Origin of the sequence: Sphingomonas turrisvirgatae, from assembly GCF_001721295.1 — a bacterium.
In the GTDB taxonomy this organism is placed as follows: domain Bacteria; phylum Pseudomonadota; class Alphaproteobacteria; order Sphingomonadales; family Sphingomonadaceae; genus Sphingomonas; species Sphingomonas turrisvirgatae.
The window spans coordinates 56,638-74,096 of record NZ_MDDS01000035.1 but is presented as its reverse complement, the minus strand read 5'-3'; the positions used below and the strand labels follow the sequence as shown (position 1 = coordinate 74,096).

The window sequence follows — 17,459 nt, the reverse complement described above, 5'->3', positions numbered from 1 at the left end:
CAACCGGAACCGATCGCAGCGGGGTCGGTTCCCCTGCACAAGGAGACTCCCATGCCGCAAAGCGATGTCGTGCGTCTGCGAAACCGTTCGCTGCTGGCGATGGGGGTTGGTGCCCTCCTCGCCCTGGCAGGTCTGGTGCTGGCGATCGGCGGCATTTGGCTGGTGTTCCTGGGCGGCTCGCCCTTCTACTTCCTCGCCGGCGTGGGGCTTACTGTAGCTGGCGTGCTGTTGATCGGCGGCAGGGTGCTAGGCGTGTGGGTCTATGTTGCGACCTTCCTGCTGTCGCTGGTCTGGGGCCTCGCTGAAGCGGGCACCGATGGCTGGGGCCTCATCCCCTTCGTCGCCGGGCCGGTCATCCTGCTCATCCCGACGCTATTGATGCTACCGATCCTGCAGCCGGACCGCTGGCGCTGGCGAACGCCGCTCGGCGCGATCAGTGCGGTACTCGCCGTGCTGGTGATTGTCGGCTTGACCCTCTCGCGCATCAATCAGCCACAGGCCGGCATGCTTCCAGCGTTGATCGCATCGACCGTCGCCGATCCGTCCTTGCTCCGCTCCGGCACCGACTGGCCGGCTTATGGCGGGAGCTATGCCGCGCAACGTTATTCGCCGCTCGGACAGATCACGCCGGACAATGTCGGCCGGCTGAAGCGCGCCTGGGTCTACAATACGGGCGATATGCCGGCGGGCGAACCCAAGGAAAGCAAGTACGGCGCCGAGACGACGCCGCTCAAGGTCGGCGATACGCTTTATCTGTGCTCAGCAACGAATATTCTGATCGCGCTTGATCCTGTGACCGGCAAGCCGCGCTGGCGCTATGATCCGCAGGTCTCCGACGAGTACATCCCCTATACGGCAGCCTGCCGGGGCGTCGCCTATCATGCGACACCCGGCGCAGCGGCAGACACGGCATGCGCCGCCCGCATCATCGAAGGCACGCTCGACGGGCGCCTGATCGCCGTGGATGCGCGAACCGGGCGGCCGTGCGCGGATTTCGGCACCAATGGCGCCGTCGATATCAAGCGCGGCATGGGTCAGGTCGAGCCCGGCATGGTCTCGATCACCTCCCCGCCCACCATCGTGCGTGGCGTGATCGTGACGGGTCACCAGGTGCTCGACGGGCAGAAGCGCAGCGCTCCGTCAGGTGTGATCCAGGGCTTCGACGCGGTGACGGGCGCAAAGCGCTGGGCATGGGACATGGTCAACCCGCAATGGACCGGCGACCCACCCGCTGCCCGCGGATATGCCCGTGGCACGCCGAACATGTGGACCATCGCCAGCGGCGACGAGGCGCTTGGCCTCGTCTACCTGCCGATGGGCAATAGCGCGGTCGATTACTGGAGCGGCAGTCGCAGTCCGCAGGAGAACGCTTTCTCGACTTCCCTCGTCGCGCTCGACGTGACCACCGGGCGCCCGCGCTGGCGCTTCCAGACGGTGCGGCGCGACGTGTGGGACTATGACCTCGGCGCGCAGGCGACGCTTGTCGATTTCCCGAGCAGTGGCGGTGCGGTCCCGGCGCTGGTCCTGCCGAGCAAGCAGGGCGACATCTATGTTCTCGACCGCCGCACCGGCCGGCCGCTATTCCCGGTACAGGAGCGCATCGTTCCGCGAACCGGCGTCGAGCCGCAGCTGCGCAGTCCGACCCAGCCGTTTTCCAGCTATCACACGCTGGCTTTCCCGCAGCTGGAAGAACGCGACATGTGGGGCATGTCGCCGATCGACCAGATGATCTGCCGCATCCAGTTCAAGCGCGCCGAGTACCGCGGGCCGTACACGCCGCCCACGGCGGACAAGCGCTTCGTGCAATATCCCGGCTATAATGGCGGAACCGACTGGGGCGGGATCGCGATCGATCCGGTGCGCGGGGTCATCGTCGCCAACTACAACGACATGCCGAACTATAACCGGCTAGTGCCGCGCAAGGAGGCTGAGCAGCAGGGCTTCCCTGCACCGCGCGGCGAGGCGCGGGGCGGCGACATGGGCGAAGGTGGCCATGGCTCGAAGGACCCGCAGGCTGGCACTCCCTATGCCATCTCGGTCAATCCCGGCTGGAGACTGCCGCTCACCGGCCTGCTCTGCAAACGTCCGCCCTATGGCGGCATTCGCGCGATCGACCTGCGCACCGGGCGCACCATCTGGGATCGTCCGTTCGGCACGGCCCGCCGGAACGGGCCTTGGGGCATTCCATCGATGCTGCCGATCAACATCGGCACGCCCAACAATGGTGGCGCGGTAGTCACGGCGGGGGGCGTCGTCTTCATCGCCGCCGCAACCGACAACCTGATCCGCGCGATCGACCTGAAAAGCGGCAAAACTCTTTGGCACGACACGCTGCCGGCCGGCGGGCAGGCGACGCCTGCCGTGTACGAAGTGAACGGCAAACAGTACCTCGTCATCATGGCCGGTGGCCATCACTTCATGGAAACGCCGATCGGCGACGCGTTGGTTGCCTATGCGTTGCCTGACTGATCGCCAGCTTCTGCAGTCGCCAAGCCTGGAGTGCGTTTGCACTGTAGGTAAAGACCGCGGCTCGGCAAAGCGCTAGGCACGGCCAGCTCGTGCACTATTCAGATCGAACTCAATCAACTTCTCGGTTTCGGGCACGGCGTCCAGCGCGGGTCCCAACAGCTTGCCGGAGAACAGGAACAGGTAAAGCCAGCCGACCAGCGCGACGGGAAGCCCAACGGGCCTGATCTCGAACAGGCCGAGAGGGCCGCTGCCCAGCGACGCGCGCCATGTCCTCCGCGAGCAAGTTGGTCGATGTGCCGATGAGCGTACAGCATTTGACGAGCACCGAAATTTACGAGAACGGCATCAGGAATCGCTTGGGCGGTAAACGCAAGGGCTTGGCGACGTCCGGGACCACCGGCGCGCTGATAACTACGATCAGCGCCGAATTCAGAAAGGCCGAGGTGCACCCGATCACGGCGATAGAGAGCCACAGGCCAGCCGCAACCATCTGGCGACATATCACCACCACGGGCGCTATCGCCCCGGTCGAGCAACCCCGAGAGTTCGAGCGCATAGGCATTCACGAAAAGTGAGGCTAGGTTAACAATGGTGCCCAAGACCATCGCCCCCGCCTTCCTCGCAATCGCAATCTTCATCTTTCTGTCGGCCGAGCGCCGAGCTCGCGCAATCCTAAATCGACTGTAAGCTCACAAGGCCACTGCGCTCAAGCCGGTCCGGCCGCGCCTACTGTCCTGGACATATCGCTCGCACTCGTGATCTGGCTGTTCCTGAATGTCTGAGTTCAAAGCTGGTAGGCAGCGCATGTCCGCTTTTACTGCTTCTGCGCCCACGAGCTGCCAGTCCGCAACCGGCCCATCAGCCGTCGGACCTTGATTGGTGGAGCGGCCTGTCAGCAAAGCGCCCCAATTGCAGTCGTTCAAGTTCCCAAGTGACGATTTCGAAGGCGGCCATTCTTCTCCTGAAGCACGATTTATCAGAAAGGGTTGCCGATAAGTCAGGGACCCATTGATGCGATCGGCGCGATATGATCTAGGCCCTCGTGAGGAGACTGGTTTTGAGCAGTCCTTGCTGTCGGGGCTCATAGATGTGCGCCGGACGGACAGGCAGCTGTCCGGACTTCGGCCAGGCTCCGCAATTCCGACGGACCACTTTGACAATGACGACCGATCTTCGTTACCTCGAGCGGCGGTTCCGGGCTGCGCCCTGCCAGGCGTTGCCCAGCGGGCTGAGGCAAAGGGCTGAGACAGTTCTTGCGCGCGGGTCGCACAGCAACCGGAACGGGGACACGTCCAAATGACAGAAACAGGGAGGCCAGCGCGGCGTCACGGCGAGCATCGGTCAAGCGCGGCCAATCGTCAGCGGATCTTGGACGCGACGCTGCAGGTCGCGCAGGAATTCGGCTACCTCGGCACGACTATCCCGCGCGTGTCGCACAAGGCGAACCTGCCGACAGGCAGCGTCTACTGGCATTTCGAGAGCAAGGATATCCTGTTTGCCTCGCTGATGGACGAGAGCCGCAAATGGCTGACCGAGTTCCACACCAAGCGTCGGCCGCGGCCGGGCGAAAGCGCGCGCGAACACCTTCAGCGCATCTATTGCGACGCGGCCGAGAACGAGTTCGGGTCGGCGCATGATTTCTGGCGGCTGGGCGTCATCCTGAGCATCGACAAGTCCGTGCGCGAACAAATCTCGCGCCAGCGCTTTCTCGACATGCGCAAAGCGGTGCTGGAGGAATATGCATCCTGGTACCGGCAGACGCTGCCGGCCGAGATTCAGCGCCGCTGCCCCGATCGCGCCCATAACCTGGGCAAGTTCACGCTGATCTGCGCCGACGGCAACCTGATCATGAACGCGTCGGGCGAAGCGCTGCCCGGCTATCTGCGCATGACCGGGTATAGCCTGATCGCGCTTGCCGAAGCGGATCCCGACGCACTGCCCTGACCCGCTCGCCGCCGATGCTGGCAATGAGCTAGCGCCCGTCAGCGTCCGGCGCGTCGGCCTGTCCTTACTACGGACACGGCGCGAGAAAGGCGTAACCGCCGCGTTCGATCGAGCCTATCACCAGGGCCTGCGATGAATGCAGGGCATGTGCTTTACGGTCGCGAATGGCTAGCGGCGCGACCTGCATCGTGCATCGCGAAGTTCAGTTGCGATCGATGCAGGTGGCCGTGCAGTCGCCGGCGTAAAATAACAAAAAACAAACATGTTCAATGAACTGGTTTAGGGAGGTGTCGGGTGCGATCCTTTGATTTTAACCGTGCCGGATTCGGCGTGAGTTGTCTGGCGATCGCGCTCGCGTCGCTTTGCGCGCCCGGCGCCCAGGCCCAGCAGTCCGATGCTGCCGCCGAGGAGACCCCGCAGAGCGGACTCGGCGAAATCGTCGTGACGGCGCAGCGCACCGAGACCCGGCTGCAGGACACGCCGCTGTCGATCGTCGCGGTCGGCGGCGACCAGCTCGCCGCGCAGGGCGCCGACAGCCTGAGCGGGTTCGACACCTTCATCCCCAACGTCGCGATTGGCGGCACGGCGGCGCAGGGCAATGCGATCGTCAGCGTGTCGATCCGCGGCATCGGCGGCGCGCCGCAAGGCTTCATCACGCAGGAAAGTGCAGTCGGCATCTATATCGACGACATCCTGTTCGCGCGGCCCAACGGCGCGCTGCTCGACCTGCTCGACGTCGAGCGGGTCGAAGTACTGCGCGGCCCGCAGGGCACGCTGTTCGGCCGCAACACGGCCGGCGGCGCGATCCGCTATGTCACCAAGACGCCCTCCGACGCCCTGGAAGGGTCGCTCAAGGTCACCGCCGGGTCGCGCGACCGCGTCGATATCTCGGGCGTGCTCAACGTGCCGCTGGCCGAAGGGCTGGCGACCCGTTTCGCCTTCGCCAAGAAAAGCCGCGACGGCTATGTCCACCGCATCATCGACGACGAATATGTCGGCGGCGGCGATTCCACCACGCTGCGCGGACAGCTGCGCTGGGAGGCGGCGCCGGGGCTCGAGATCAACTTGAGCGGCGACTATATCCGCACCAACGACAACGGCCAGCCGACGCTGGCGACCAATTTCTCGCCCACCGACCTTTATCCCTCGCAGCTTTACGGCGTGGCGATCCCCGGCGATCCGCCGCCTTCGCCGGCCTTCTACAACGGCATGCGCGGCATCGCGCCGCTGTCGGTCTCGCCCTCGGGCTACACTAACGCAGCCAGCGACTTCGCCTATTATTACGGCCAGGTGCGCGGCCGCTACGAAGTCTATGGCGGCCTGCTGCCGGACGTGAACAAGCTCAAGAGCTTCGGGCTGGCGGGCACCATCGCCTATGAGATCAGCGACAGCGTCACGATCAAGTCGCTGACCGGCTATCGCGACATGGACCAGATCCAGAACCAGGATTGGGACCGCACGCCGATCCCGCTCGTCCAGCTCAACGACACGACCAAGATCGAATATTTCACTCAGGAATTTCAGCTCAACGGATCGTCCTTTTCCGACCGGCTGAAGTGGGTGGCCGGCCTGTTCTATTACTGGGACGATTCGATCAACCTGCGCCGCCGCTTCGATCCCACCGCTGGCGTCAATAGCCCCTCCCAGGGCGATGTCGGGCGCGGCACGTTCGAGAGCAAGCACATCAAGACCAAGAGCATCGCCGCCTTCGCGCAAGGGACGCTGTCGGTCACCGATGCGCTGAGCGCGACGGTGGGCCTGCGCTGGGGCAAGGACAACAAGGACTTCGCCTCGTTCCGCGAAGGCCGCGGACAAGTGTGCCTAGCCAATGGTGCGCAGGTGCCGGCGGTGGGCAACCCCGCCAACTGCCCGGCCGGATCGGTCTCAACCCCGTCGACGCAGACCGCCAGCAACAGCTGGTCGAGCATTTCGCCGCGCTTCAGCCTGGACTATCGCTGGTCGCCGGAGGTGATGACCTATGCCTCGGTCGCCAAGGGCTACAAGGGCGGCGGGTTCAACGACGGGATCCAGACGCGCTGCTATCGCTCGCCGTTGCCCAATTGCGGGCTCAACGAATATGGCGACGAGAATCTGTGGACCTATGAGCTTGGGCTGCGCAGCGACTTGTTCGACCGCAAGGTGCGGTTCAACGTCACGGCGTTCCTGACTAAATATGCCGCGCAGCAGATTCAGCTGGCCGATCCGGGGCCGCCGCCGCTGGTCTATACCGTCAACGGCGACTCCACGGTCAAGGGCGTCGAGGTGGAGTTCCTGGCCGCGCCGACCACCGGCCTCGTGCTGCGCGCCAATGTCGGTTATGTCGACGCGAAATATGACGAGGATATCCGCGGCGCCAGCGGCGCGGTGGCCGTCACGCCCGACGTGCCCTTCTATCGCAGCCCGAGATGGTCCTATTCGCTGGGTGCCAGCTATGAAATGCCCGTGGCCGAAGCAGGCGACCTGGCGTTCGACCTCAACTGGGGTTGGAAGGCGAGTCAGGTCAGCTATCCCAGCCCGACCAACTTCATCACGCTGCCTTCCTATGGCCTGCTCAACGGGCGCATCAGCTTCGCGGCGGAGGGCGGTTGGTCGATTGCGCTGTTCGGTAACAACCTGACCGACAAATATTATCTGACCGGTGCCTTCGATCCGAGCGGTCCGTCGACCAAGCCGACCCCCGGCCTGACCGGCGTCGCGCATGACCGGGTGTTCGGCTTCACGATGCTCGACATCGGCCGCCCGCGTGAGTTCGGGGTCGAGTTGAGCTACAAGTTCTGATCCGCCAGGATCGAGCAGAATAAGGGGCGGGGCGGTCCGGACGGGCCGTCCCGCCTTTGCGCGTTCGCGCAGGACGAGATCGCATTAGGGGGAGCATGAGGATGCAGATGAGGCGCAGGTCGTTCATGGAGGCGGCGCTGGCTGCCGGGTCGCTGGCGCTGCCGGGCCTGGCCCGTGCCGGGCAAGTCGCAGCTGCTGCTGTCGCACCCGATTCGATCGAGCCGCTGATCGACTATCTCGTCCGCACGCGCTTCCAGGATCTGCCGGCACCCGCACTGGCCATGACGCGCGCGCAGTTGCTCGACACGATGGGGATCGCGCTCGCCGGTCGCGGCGAAGCCGGCGTGCGCGAGCTGCGCGAATTGGCGCGCGAGCTTGGCGGCAAGGGCGAGAGCGTCGTGTGGGGTTCGCCGCTGCGCGTGCCGGCCCACGATGCGGCGCGGATCAATGCGGTGATGGTGCATGCGCTGGAGTTCGACGACACGTTCGGGCGCGGTTATCTCCACCCGGCGGCGATCACCTATCCGGCCGCGCTGGCGGTGGCCGACCTGGTCGGCGGCGTCGACGGGCGCGAGCTGCTGACCGCGGTGACACTCGCCACCGACATCGCCTGCCGCATCGCGATCTCGTCGCAGCCCGGCGTCGACGGCTTTGCAACCGGATGGCACAACACGACGCTGATCGGCTATCTCGCGGCCGCAATGCTGGCCGGGCGGCTGATGAAGCTGCCGCCGGCGCGGATCGTCGACGCGGTGGGGATCGCCTATCACCAGGCAGCCGGTAATGCGCAGTCGCATATCGACAGCGCGCTCACCAAACGGCTGGGGCCGGGCATGGCGTGCGCGGCGGGCGTGTTCGCCGCGCGGCTGGCCATGCGCGGCGTGACCGGACCGCGCGGCGTGCTGGACGGCAAGAAGGGCTGGTATGCGCAATATCATCGCGGGCTGGCATCGCACGAGCTGCTGCTCGGCGATCTGGGCGAGCGGTTCCCGGCGGAGGAGCTGTCGTTCAAGCCGTGGCCGTCGTGCCGCGGGTCGCACACCTCGGCCGATGCCGCGCTGCAGATCGTTGCCGAACACCGCGTCCGGCCCGATCAGATCGAGCGCGTGGTGATCCGCAACGGGCCGGCCGAATGGCCGTTCCTGAGCAACCCGATCGAGCGCAAGCGCCGCCCGGCCACGGTGGTGGAGGCGCAGTTCAGCATTCCTTGGGTCGTCGCCGCCGCGCTCGTCGACGGCAAGGTGCGCATCGCGCAATTCACGCAAGATGCATTGCAGCGCGCCGACATTTTGGCGATGACCGCTCGCACCAGCGCGGTGCAGGACGACCGGCTGGCCAACCCGCGTGGCGGCCCGGGCCAGGCGGTGGTGGAAGTCGCCACCCGCGACGGACGCGTGCTGACGAAGCATGTCGTCGCGGCCAAGGGCGATCCGCAGGCGCCGATGTCCCCGGCCGAGATCGAGGCCAAGTTCGCCGACTGCATGGATTATGCCGGCTTGCCGAACGCGCAGGCCACGGCGTTGCGGCAACTGATCGCCGGCATTGATCGCGTGACGGACGTGCGCAGCCTCAGCGCCGCGATGGCGATGTCGGCCTGATCGGACGGGGTGGGGCCGGACCGTTCGGTCCGACCCCGGGGGAAGCGCGGATCAGCCGGCCGGCTGCATGAACGCGTCGAAGAAGCCCGCGAGACCCTGATGATCGTCGAATGGCAGGATCTGCGCCACGAACTGGTCGGGCCGCACGACGATCAGGCAGCCGTATTCGCGGTCGATGCCGCGCAGGTCGAAGATGTCCGGGCCGTCCTTGAGATCGGGACAGAAGATTTTTTCGTAATCGCGCAGGCCGTAGCGGCCCGTTGCCGGGAGCAGGAAGGCGGGCATGGCGCCGATCGCGATGTCGCGATGGTTCTGCTGCAGGACGGCGAGCGTCTCGATCACCGAATCCGGCGTCGCGCCCGAGGGCGTGTATCGCACGACGGGCGAGTGCGGGTGCGCAGCCAAGAAGTCGCACAGCTGCGCAAGGTCTCCGCTCGGCGCGGTCGGATCCTGCGCCGGCGCGAAGGCGATCACGCGCCAGCGGCCGTCGGCGCGCAGCGCATGTCCGAGGTGCATCGGCTTGGCATCGGCGAGCCGCACGACCGGCGCGGAATGGAAGCGCATGCCGATGGTGAAGCCGCTGGCCAGTGCCTGGTGCTGGTCCACCGCAACGATCGCCGAGGGCTGATAATGGACCGAGGTACCGGCGGTGAAGCGGCCGTGCTTGACGAAATAGCGCTGAAACTCGGCCGGATCGACGCCGTCGCCCGCTTCGCCTGAATCCTTGGGCCGGGCGCTGAACATGCGCGCGAAATCGCGGTCGAAATCGATGAGCTCCTGCGCGATGGCACGGCGCTCGAGCGAATAGCTGTGCAGCAGTTCGGGCTTGCTCTGGCCGCGCAGCACGGCGGCAAGCTTCCAGCCCAGGTTGAAGCCGTCGGCGATCGACACGTTCATGCCCTGGCCTGCCTTGGGGCTGTGCGTGTGGCAGGCGTCGCCGGCGATGAAGGCGCAGGGCAGCATCGCATCCTCACTGCCGTCGGGTACGTCGTCGAACTTGTCGCAGATCCGCTGGCCGATCTCGTAGACCGACCACCACGCCACTTCCTTGACGTCGAGCGTATAGGGGTGGAGCACGCGCTGCGCGGCGGCGATCAGGTGATCGGTCGTGATGTTGCGGCTAGCGATGCGCTCGCCCGCCGCCAGTTTGTCGAGCTCGATATAGAAGCGGACGAGATGGCCGCCCTCGCGCGGAATGATGAGGACATTGCCTTCTTCGGCCGAATGGATCGCGGCCTTGAGGCGGATATCGGGAAAGTCGGTGACGGCCAGCACGTCCATGACGCCCCACGCCTGGTTGGCCGAATCGCCGCGCAGCTCACGCCCGATTGCGCCGCGCACGAAGCTGCGCGCGCCGTCGCAGCCCACGACATAGCGGGCGCGCACGCGCTCGATCTCACCGGCTGCGGTCTGGAAGCTGGCAGCGACCGGATAGTCGGGCGAGCCGGCGCGGTCGATCGTCAGTTCGACGAGCTGGCGCTGATAATGCGGTTCGAGCCGGGTGGGGGCGTTGCGCATCACTTCGAGCAGGAAATCGTGGATGCGTGCCTGGTTGAGGATGAGGTGCGGAAATTCCGACAGGCCGTCCTCGGTATCCTGGATCCGCCCGCTGCGCGCGATATGGCTGCGATCGGCCGGGTCGGGACGCCAGAAGGCGGTTTCGTTGACCCAATAGGCTTCCTTGAGCACGCGCTCGGCAAAGCCGAACGCCTGGTACATCTCGACCGAGCGGCAGGCGATGCCGTCGGCCTGACCGATCTCGAGGGGCCCCGGCTTGCGCTCGACGATCGCGCAGCGGATGTCGGGAAAGGCCGAAAGCTGCGCCGCGAGCGTGAGGCCGGTGGGGCCGCAGCCGACGATCAGAACGTCGAGTTCGGTCGGGACCGCTGCGTCGCCCGCGCCGTGCGACCCGCCGGGCGCTGGGGGCGAGACGAACGGATCGCCAGGGTAGAAGCCATCAACGTAGAATTGCACGACGATCTCTCTTCTTAGTGAACGGCGCCAGTCAGATCAGCCGGCCCAGGGCAGCTTCTTGGTCCAGGGCAGACGATGGCGATCCCAGGGCGAGATGCTGAAGCGGTGGAAGCGCCAGCGCGTGTCCTTGCGGCATTCGCAGGCGAAATAACCGAGGCTGCGCACGCCACGCTCGCCCGCGGCGGTATTGGCGCGAAAGTGCGTGGCATAGGCATAGACGAGGCAGCCGGTCGCGGTCGGCACGAAATGAAACTGGCCGGCCTCGTGCATCCAGACATCGTCCTGCTCGCGCTCGCGCAGCTGGATCAGGCCCGCGAACCAGGCGAGGATCTTCTCGCGCCCGCGATATTCGATGCCCTTGCCGACCACCAGCGCGTCGGGCGTGAACAGCGCCGCGAATGCCGACGCATCGCTGCAGTCGTAAGCCCATAGATAATCGGTAAACAAGTCCTGGATGCCGACGCGGTCCTCTAGCGACAGGCTGCGTATCCCGCTTGATTTGGCGGGTGCGGCGACAAGCGCGCCGGCCGAAGCAAGGCCGAGGCCGGATGCGGCAAGGCCGCGCCGGCTGACGCGATGTCGGTCCTCGTTCGAATGGGTCATTGCTCGCTCCATGGCTGGCGCCCGGTGATTAGCGGTGCCGGGCGCGGCGGGGCGAGGGCGCGCGCGCGCCCTGTCCGTAAACCGGTCAGCGCGCATTGCACGCTGGCGTGGTGCCGCGCGGATGATATCCAATGGCCAATCACAATGCTCGGTAGCGGCGCCGCCCGCGAGCGAGGAGAGGGCATGATCACGGTACGCCGTTCCACCTTGAAGCTGCTGTCGATCGCGCTGGGCATCGCGTTCACCGCGGGCATCTACAACAGCATGCACAATGGCATGGGCTGGGACTGGAAGGCGCCGGGCACCGGCAAGCTGCCGCGCGAAATCGTGCGCGGCTTCATGGCGCAGGCCTATGACCGTGGCGACGGCGCGGGCGCCTCACGCGACTATTTCGCGTCGGATGCGGCCGACAACGTGCCGCTGGCCTCGGACCGGCGCAGCGGCGCGCCGGTCGCGCACCAGGTGCGCCGCGTGATCGGCGAGGGCCTGACGGTCGTCGTGTTTCATCGCATCGGTGCGGCGCGGGGCGAGCCGGCACGCGACGTGGTGGACATATTCGACACGCGCAACGGCCGCATCGTGAAGCGCGAGCGCCATGTCGATGCAGCCGCGGGCCAGGGCGCGGCGCAATGAAGGGGAGTACGCAACCAGTGGCACATGACGGCAAGGTCGCCGACGATCGCGTGACGATCGCGCTGGATCGGGCCACGTTGTGGACCGGGATCGGCACGCTCATGCGACTGTTCCTCGGCGGATGGATGATCGTCAGCGGCTATAGCCATTGGGCGCCCAGCTTCGGCCTGATGCCGGGCTTTCCGCAGCCCCTGGGGACGCTGCCGCTGTCGAGCCAGATGCTGGTCTCGATGATCGAGGTCGGCATGTTCGACATGGTCAAGACGGTCGAGATCATCGGCGGGCTTTGCCTGATCTTCGGCGTCTTCGTGCCGGCCGCGGTGCTGCTGTTGCTGCCGGTCTCGGCCATCGTCTTCTACAATGCGATCTTCCTCAACCTGCGCACCGACCGGCTGTTCAACCCTACCTATATGGGGGTCATGTGCCTGTACATGAACGTCATTCTGGCACTGGCTTATGTCCGATATTACGTGCCGATGCTGTCGCTGCGCTCGTCGCCCGGCAGCTTGCGGGACCTGTTGCTGCTGGGCCGCGTGTTCAGGCGCGACGATCAACTGCCGCGCGGTTGAAGCGATGACCCGCGCCATTTTCTCCCTCGAACAGGACATCAGCCATGATGCGTGACCGAGCATCCGGGGCGGCGAACGATTCGCCGACCTTTTACATCATCACCTGGATCCGCCTCTTCTTCGGCGCGCATCTGCTCTTCTCGGGCGGCCGCTACATCCTGACCGGCTACGTGCCGGAGATACCGGGCATCGGCGGCGAATGGGCGTCGGCCAATGCCGCGCTCGGCCTGTACCAGGCCGTCAAGTATATGGAGTTCGTCTTCGGCATAATGCTGCTGACCAACCGCTTCGTGCTGCTGGCGTTGATCCTGGAGATGCCGGCGACGGTCAACATCTTCTATCTCAACACCGTGATCGTCCAGACCCCGCGGCAGCTGTTCACCGGGCCGCAGGAACTGTTCCTAAACGGCGTGCTGCTGCTCGCCTATAGCGGGTATCTGGCCGCCGCGATCAAGCCGCGGCTCGACCCGCTATGGCTGTGGCATTCGAACCGCGCGCTCAAGGACGGCTATGCCGAAACCATCCGGTCGGAGGGCACGAAGTGATCCGCAAGAACGAGACGATCGCCATCGTGGCGTGCATCTTCCTGTCGCTGGCCGTCTATGTCGGCTCGACCGGGCTCGGCTACACGATCTTCCGTCCGCTGCGCTATTACGACGTGTTCTCGCTCGTCATCGCTTGGCTGGGGTTCGCCTTCTATCTCTGGCGCAATCGGGTGAAATCATGACGAGCAAGGACAAGGCGCGGCTGGCGCTGATGGTGGTGGCCGGGCTGGGCCTGGCCGGGTGCGGGCAGCGCGACCTGCCGCCGGAGAACCGCTGCACCATGTACTGGGATTATTATTACAACACGGGCCTCGGCAAGCCGGTCGCGGCGCGGCGCACGGCCGAGGGTGTCAAGTTCGACGACATCCGCCAGATCGTGACGGCCGATCCGTCAAAGAAGACGGCCGTGTGCCAGAAGATCCTGAACGACGCGTTCCCCGGCGACCCGGCGCTGAAGGCGGTGGCAGGCCCGATCCCCAAGGCGCAGTAACCCGAAATATTTAAGACACTGAATAACAACAAAACATTGTATATTGTAGAATGAAGAATCTAGAGTAGATTAATCTCATGGAGAGGGCTGCATCATGATTCGCTCGATGGCCTATCTGGGGCTGGAAAGCCCCGCTGCGGCGCAGTGGCGGACGTTCGGGACGGCGATCCTGGGGCTGCAGCTGCTCGACGATGCGGCGGACGGCGCGCAGCGCTTCCGGATGGACGAGGCGGACTGTCGGTTGTGGGTCCATCCCGGCGGGCGCAACGACATCGCCTATATCGGCTGGACTGTGGCGGGTGAGCCGGAGGCGATCGCACTGGGCGAGCTGATCATCGCGGCGGGCCGCGAGCTGCACCGCGCCACTCGGGACGAGGCGGCGGCGCGCAAGGTGGCGGGCTTTTGCTGGTTCATCGATCCCGCGGGGTTCCGCCACGAGCTGGCGTGGGGCCAGTATGTGACCCCGAACGGCTTCGTGCCCGGCCGCGCGATGAGCGGCTTTCGCACTGGTGACCAGGGCATGGGCCATATCGTGCTGGCGGTGCCGGATCTGGGCGTCAGCGACCGTTTCTATCGCGAGGTGCTGGGCTTCAACATCTCGGACCGCATCATCGATGGTCCGCGCGAGCTGCTGTTCTATCATTGCAACGGCCGCCACCATTCGCTGGCGATCGCATCCCCGGTGCCGGGCAAGATGGGCGCGCACCACCTGATGCTGGAAGTCAACGCGCTCGACGATGTCGGCGTGGCGATCGACCTGTGCGCGCAGCACGATGTGCCGGTCAGCAAGTCGATCGGTTGCCATTCGAACGACCGGATGGTTTCGACCTATCTGTTCTCACCCTCCGTGCTGCGCATCGAATACGGCTTTGGCGGGGTGGCGATCCACGATCTGTGGGAACCCAAGACCTATTCGACCACGTCGATCTGGGGACACAAGGAACTGCGCCCCGATCTGCCGCCAGCCATGATCATCGAACGCTGATGACGCCCCGGGCCATCGCGTCCGGACCGTCGAGGAGCATGCCGTGCATATGAACCAAGCCATCGAGACCGACCCGCAGGACCGCATCGATTCGCGCGCGTTCCGCAAGGTGCTGGGCAATGTGCCGACATCGGTCTCAATCGTCACCGCACAGGACGGGAGGGAGCCGGTCGGGATGATCGTGGGGTCGCTCGTCTCGATCTCGCTCGATCCGCCGCTGGTAGGCCTGTTCGTCGACAATCGCTCGCGCACGCTGCCCGCGCTGCTCAACTCGCGCGAGATCTGCGTCAACGTGCTGCCGGCCGAACATGCGCAGCTGTGCCGCGATTTCGGCGTTCGCCGCCAGACGCGCTTCGCTTCGAGCGAGTGGCAGCGCGAGGCCGACGGGGCGCCGCGGCTGGCGGGCGCGCTCGCCTGGATTTCCGGACGGATCGAGCGGTCGCTGGAGATCGGCGACCATCATCTCATCGTGATCGCGACAGAGGCGCTGGAGGAGAATCCGGCCTGCACCGCCAGCGAGCCGCTGATCTTCTTTCGGGGCGACTTCGCCCTTCGGCCGAGGGGCGGCACGCCGGTCCCGGCCCGCACAGGATAATTGGAGAGAGTCATGCAAGTGAGCAAGATCACCCCCGCCACGGCGGAGCGCAATTCGACCTTTGCCGAGGTGCGCGCGAGCATTGATGCGGCGTTGCCGGTGCTGGCCGAAGAGGCGCTGGCGTGCGACGCAATGGGACAGCTGACGCCGAAGGTGCATGCGATCCTGCGCGACAGCGGAATCATGCGTGTGCTGCAGCCGATCGAATTTGGCGGGATGGAAGGCGATCCGTCCGAACTGAGCCGGTTGGTGATGGACATCGCGGCTGAGGCGCCGTCGGTCGGCTGGTGCGCTGGCGTGGTCGGCGTGCATTCCTTCGAATTCGGCCAAGCCGACCCGCGCCTGCAGGAAGAAGTCTGGGGCAAGGACGTCTATACCTGGACCGCGTCACCCTATGCGATGCTGGGCAAGGCGCGTCGTGTCGAGGGCGGCTGGCGCTTCACCGGCCGCTGGCCGTTCTCGTCCGGCACGGACTGGTGCGAATGGATCGTGGTCGGCGGCATGGCTGAAGCCGCGGACGGCAGCCGGCCGGGCGAGTTCACCGAGCCGCACCACTTCATCCTGCCGCGCAGCGACTATGTGATCCATCACGACAGCTGGGACACGATGGGGTTACGCGGCACGGGGTCGAAGGACGTGGAGGCGGTCGATGCCTTTGTCCCCGATCATCGCGTGATCAACGTGCGCAAGCTCAACGATCGCTTCTATTTCCGCCAGAACCGGCCAGACTCCCGGCTGTACGCGATGCCGTTCGACGTCGTGTTTCCCGGCATCATCTCGGCTGCGACGATCGGGCTCGCCGAGGGGGTGGTGCGGCGGTACCGCGACTATTCGGAAAGCCGCGTGAACCGCGGCGGGATCAAGGCGATCGACAACCCCTATCAGATGGCGGTGCTGGGATCGGCGATGGCCGATATCGCCGCCTCGCGCCTGCATCTGATCGACGACATGAAGCGCGCCTATGACCATGCGATGGCGGGCGGCGAGGTGTCGCGCGCGATGCAGCATGAGGCGCGCCGCAACCAAGTTCGCGCGGTGCGCCGCGCGGCCGACGCCGCGCATGCGGTTTTCTCGAACGTCGGTGGCAATGTCGCGCGCAACTCGAACCCGATCCAGCGCTTCTACCGCGATATGTCGGTCGCGATGTGCCATGCGTGCAATGTCGACCAGCCGGTCTATGCCGCGCAGGCGGCGTTCACCTTCGGCAAGCCGATCCCGCCCGGCGTGATCGTCTGATCGAGCGGGCGAGGGCGCAGCGATGACCGACCAGACCCCTCCGGACGTGCTCGAGCAATGGCGCGCGCATCACCTTGCGCCGCTGTGGCTGAGCCCCACCGCGCACCGCCCGCCGGCGCCGCCGCAGCGCGCGCATCTGTGGGAATGGGCCAGGACCCGGCCGCTGCTCGACCACGCCTTTGCCGAAACCTCGCCGGACATCGTCGAGCGCCGCGTGCTGCAATATCTGACGCCGCACGCCCGCTCGCCGCTGGACGAATATACGGTGGGCACGATGCTATGCGCCGTGCAGTGCCTGTTGCCGGGCGAGACGGCGCGGCCGCACCGCCATTCGATGGGCGCGATCCGCTTCGCGCTCGAGGGCAGCGGCGCGACCACCTTCGTCAATGGCAAGCCGTGCCCGATGGAATATGGCGACCTGATCCTGACCCCGGCCTGGTGCTGGCACGAACATCGTCATGACGGCGGCGTGCCGGTGCTGTGGCTCGACGCGCTCGACGTGCCGCTGCACAGCGCGCTGGGCACGGCCCGGTTCCAGCCGCCGCCAGTGGTCGACACGCCGCCGACCTGGCCCGACGACGCCTTTGCCGCGACCGGCTTCGTGCCGGTCGAGGTGCCGGGCGGCGCCGCCCATTCGCCGGTGTTCCGCTATGCCTATGCCGATGCGTGCAAGGCGCTGGCGGCCGCGCCGCGCGCGGCCGACGGTTCGCGCACCATCCGCTACGCCGACCCGCTGACCGGCGCGCAGGCACAGCCGCTGCTCGACTGCGCAATGACCGCGCTGGAGCCCGGCCAGCCGACGACCGCGCGGCGCAGCAACGCCAGCGTCGCCTGTGTCGTCGTCTCCGGCGCAGGGCGTTCGCAGATCGGCGATGTCAGCTTCGAATGGCGCGAGAAGGACTTCTTCACCATCCCGCAGGGCAATCTCGCCAGCCACAGCGCAGTCGGCGGCGAGGCGAAGCTGTTCATGCTGTCCGACCGCGACGTGATGCGCCGGCTTGGCATCCTCAACGAAGAAACCGCCTGAACGGCGCAGCAGT

Annotated in this window: 16 protein-coding genes; 14 read left to right on the top strand and 2 right to left on the bottom strand. The window is 66.0% G+C overall.

Annotation, left to right across the window (positions count from 1 at the left end):
• The first annotated feature begins 51 nt into the window (after positions 1–51).
• From BFL28_RS13095 to BFL28_RS13075, 5 genes are all read left to right on the top strand, one after another.
• On the top strand, positions 52–2,469 hold the full coding sequence (locus tag BFL28_RS13095; RefSeq protein ID WP_069320988.1) for a membrane-bound PQQ-dependent dehydrogenase, glucose/quinate/shikimate family: 2,418 nt from the start codon (positions 52–54) through the stop codon (positions 2,467–2,469).
• Positions 2,470–2,768: 299 nt separating this feature from the next.
• Positions 2,769–3,044 carry a hypothetical protein gene (locus BFL28_RS21800; RefSeq protein WP_173655748.1) on the top strand — a complete coding sequence of 92 codons (276 nt, stop codon included), beginning with the start codon at positions 2,769–2,771 and terminating at the stop codon, positions 3,042–3,044.
• Between the two features lie 721 nt (positions 3,045–3,765).
• Positions 3,766–4,413 (top strand): TetR/AcrR family transcriptional regulator, encoded by a 648-nt coding sequence (locus BFL28_RS13085; protein WP_079247131.1) that lies wholly within the window; start codon positions 3,766–3,768, stop codon positions 4,411–4,413.
• Positions 4,414–4,707: 294 nt separating this feature from the next.
• On the top strand, positions 4,708–7,191 hold the full coding sequence (locus BFL28_RS13080) for a TonB-dependent receptor (RefSeq protein WP_079247130.1): 2,484 nt from the start codon (positions 4,708–4,710) through the stop codon (positions 7,189–7,191).
• Positions 7,192–7,298: 107 nt separating this feature from the next.
• The gene (locus BFL28_RS13075) at positions 7,299–8,789 is read left to right on the top strand and encodes an MmgE/PrpD family protein (RefSeq protein ID WP_158011655.1); all 1,491 of its coding nucleotides are present in this window, start codon (positions 7,299–7,301) and stop codon (positions 8,787–8,789) included.
• 51 nt (positions 8,790–8,840) lie between these two features.
• Here the strand turns inward: BFL28_RS13075 and BFL28_RS13070 are convergent, their stop codons facing one another.
• Together BFL28_RS13070 and BFL28_RS13065 are read right to left on the bottom strand one after the other, a co-directional pair.
• Positions 8,841–10,763, bottom strand: a complete 1,923-nt coding sequence (locus tag BFL28_RS13070) for an FAD-binding monooxygenase (RefSeq protein ID WP_069320984.1) — start codon at positions 10,761–10,763, stop codon at positions 8,841–8,843.
• Positions 10,764–10,799: 36 nt separating this feature from the next.
• Entirely contained in the window at positions 10,800–11,366 is a 567-nt protein-coding gene (locus BFL28_RS13065) for a nuclear transport factor 2 family protein (protein ID WP_069320983.1), read from the bottom strand.
• A 183-nt stretch (positions 11,367–11,549) separates the two neighbouring features.
• On the opposite strand from BFL28_RS13065, the gene BFL28_RS13060 reads away from it, so the two are divergent.
• The 9 genes from BFL28_RS13060 to BFL28_RS13020 all read left to right on the top strand — a co-directional run bounded on the left by BFL28_RS13060 (position 11,550) and on the right by BFL28_RS13020 (position 17,446).
• Positions 11,550–11,999, top strand: coding sequence for a hypothetical protein (locus BFL28_RS13060; protein ID WP_069321100.1), 450 nt, complete (start codon positions 11,550–11,552; stop codon positions 11,997–11,999).
• A complete protein-coding gene (locus tag BFL28_RS13055) occupies positions 11,996–12,568 on the top strand; it encodes a DoxX family membrane protein (RefSeq protein ID WP_206599118.1) in 573 nt (190 codons plus the stop codon). Before BFL28_RS13060 ends, BFL28_RS13055 begins: the two co-directional genes overlap by 4 nt.
• Positions 12,569–12,612: 44 nt before the next feature.
• Positions 12,613–13,113, top strand: a complete 501-nt coding sequence (locus tag BFL28_RS13050; protein WP_193790887.1) for a hypothetical protein — start codon at positions 12,613–12,615, stop codon at positions 13,111–13,113.
• Positions 13,110–13,295: a hypothetical protein gene (locus BFL28_RS13045; protein WP_206599117.1), complete on the top strand. Its 186-nt coding sequence runs from the start codon at positions 13,110–13,112 to the stop codon at positions 13,293–13,295. The genes BFL28_RS13050 and BFL28_RS13045 overlap by 4 nt, the downstream gene beginning before the upstream one ends.
• Positions 13,292–13,603 carry a hypothetical protein gene (locus BFL28_RS13040; protein WP_069320982.1) on the top strand — a complete coding sequence of 104 codons (312 nt, stop codon included), beginning with the start codon at positions 13,292–13,294 and terminating at the stop codon, positions 13,601–13,603. Before BFL28_RS13045 ends, BFL28_RS13040 begins: the two co-directional genes overlap by 4 nt.
• A gap of 94 nt (positions 13,604–13,697) precedes the next feature.
• Complete coding sequence (locus BFL28_RS13035; protein WP_079247126.1) at positions 13,698–14,588, top strand: VOC family protein; 891 nt, start codon at positions 13,698–13,700, stop codon at positions 14,586–14,588.
• Between the two features lie 49 nt (positions 14,589–14,637).
• A complete protein-coding gene (locus tag BFL28_RS13030) occupies positions 14,638–15,183 on the top strand; it encodes a flavin reductase family protein (RefSeq protein ID WP_069320980.1) in 546 nt (181 codons plus the stop codon).
• 18 nt (positions 15,184–15,201) lie between these two features.
• A complete protein-coding gene (locus tag BFL28_RS13025) occupies positions 15,202–16,419 on the top strand; it encodes an acyl-CoA dehydrogenase family protein (protein WP_173655747.1) in 1,218 nt (405 codons plus the stop codon).
• A gap of 22 nt (positions 16,420–16,441) precedes the next feature.
• Positions 16,442–17,446 (top strand): cupin domain-containing protein, encoded by a 1,005-nt coding sequence (locus BFL28_RS13020; protein ID WP_069320979.1) that lies wholly within the window; start codon positions 16,442–16,444, stop codon positions 17,444–17,446.
• The last annotated feature ends 13 nt before the right edge of the window (positions 17,447–17,459 follow it).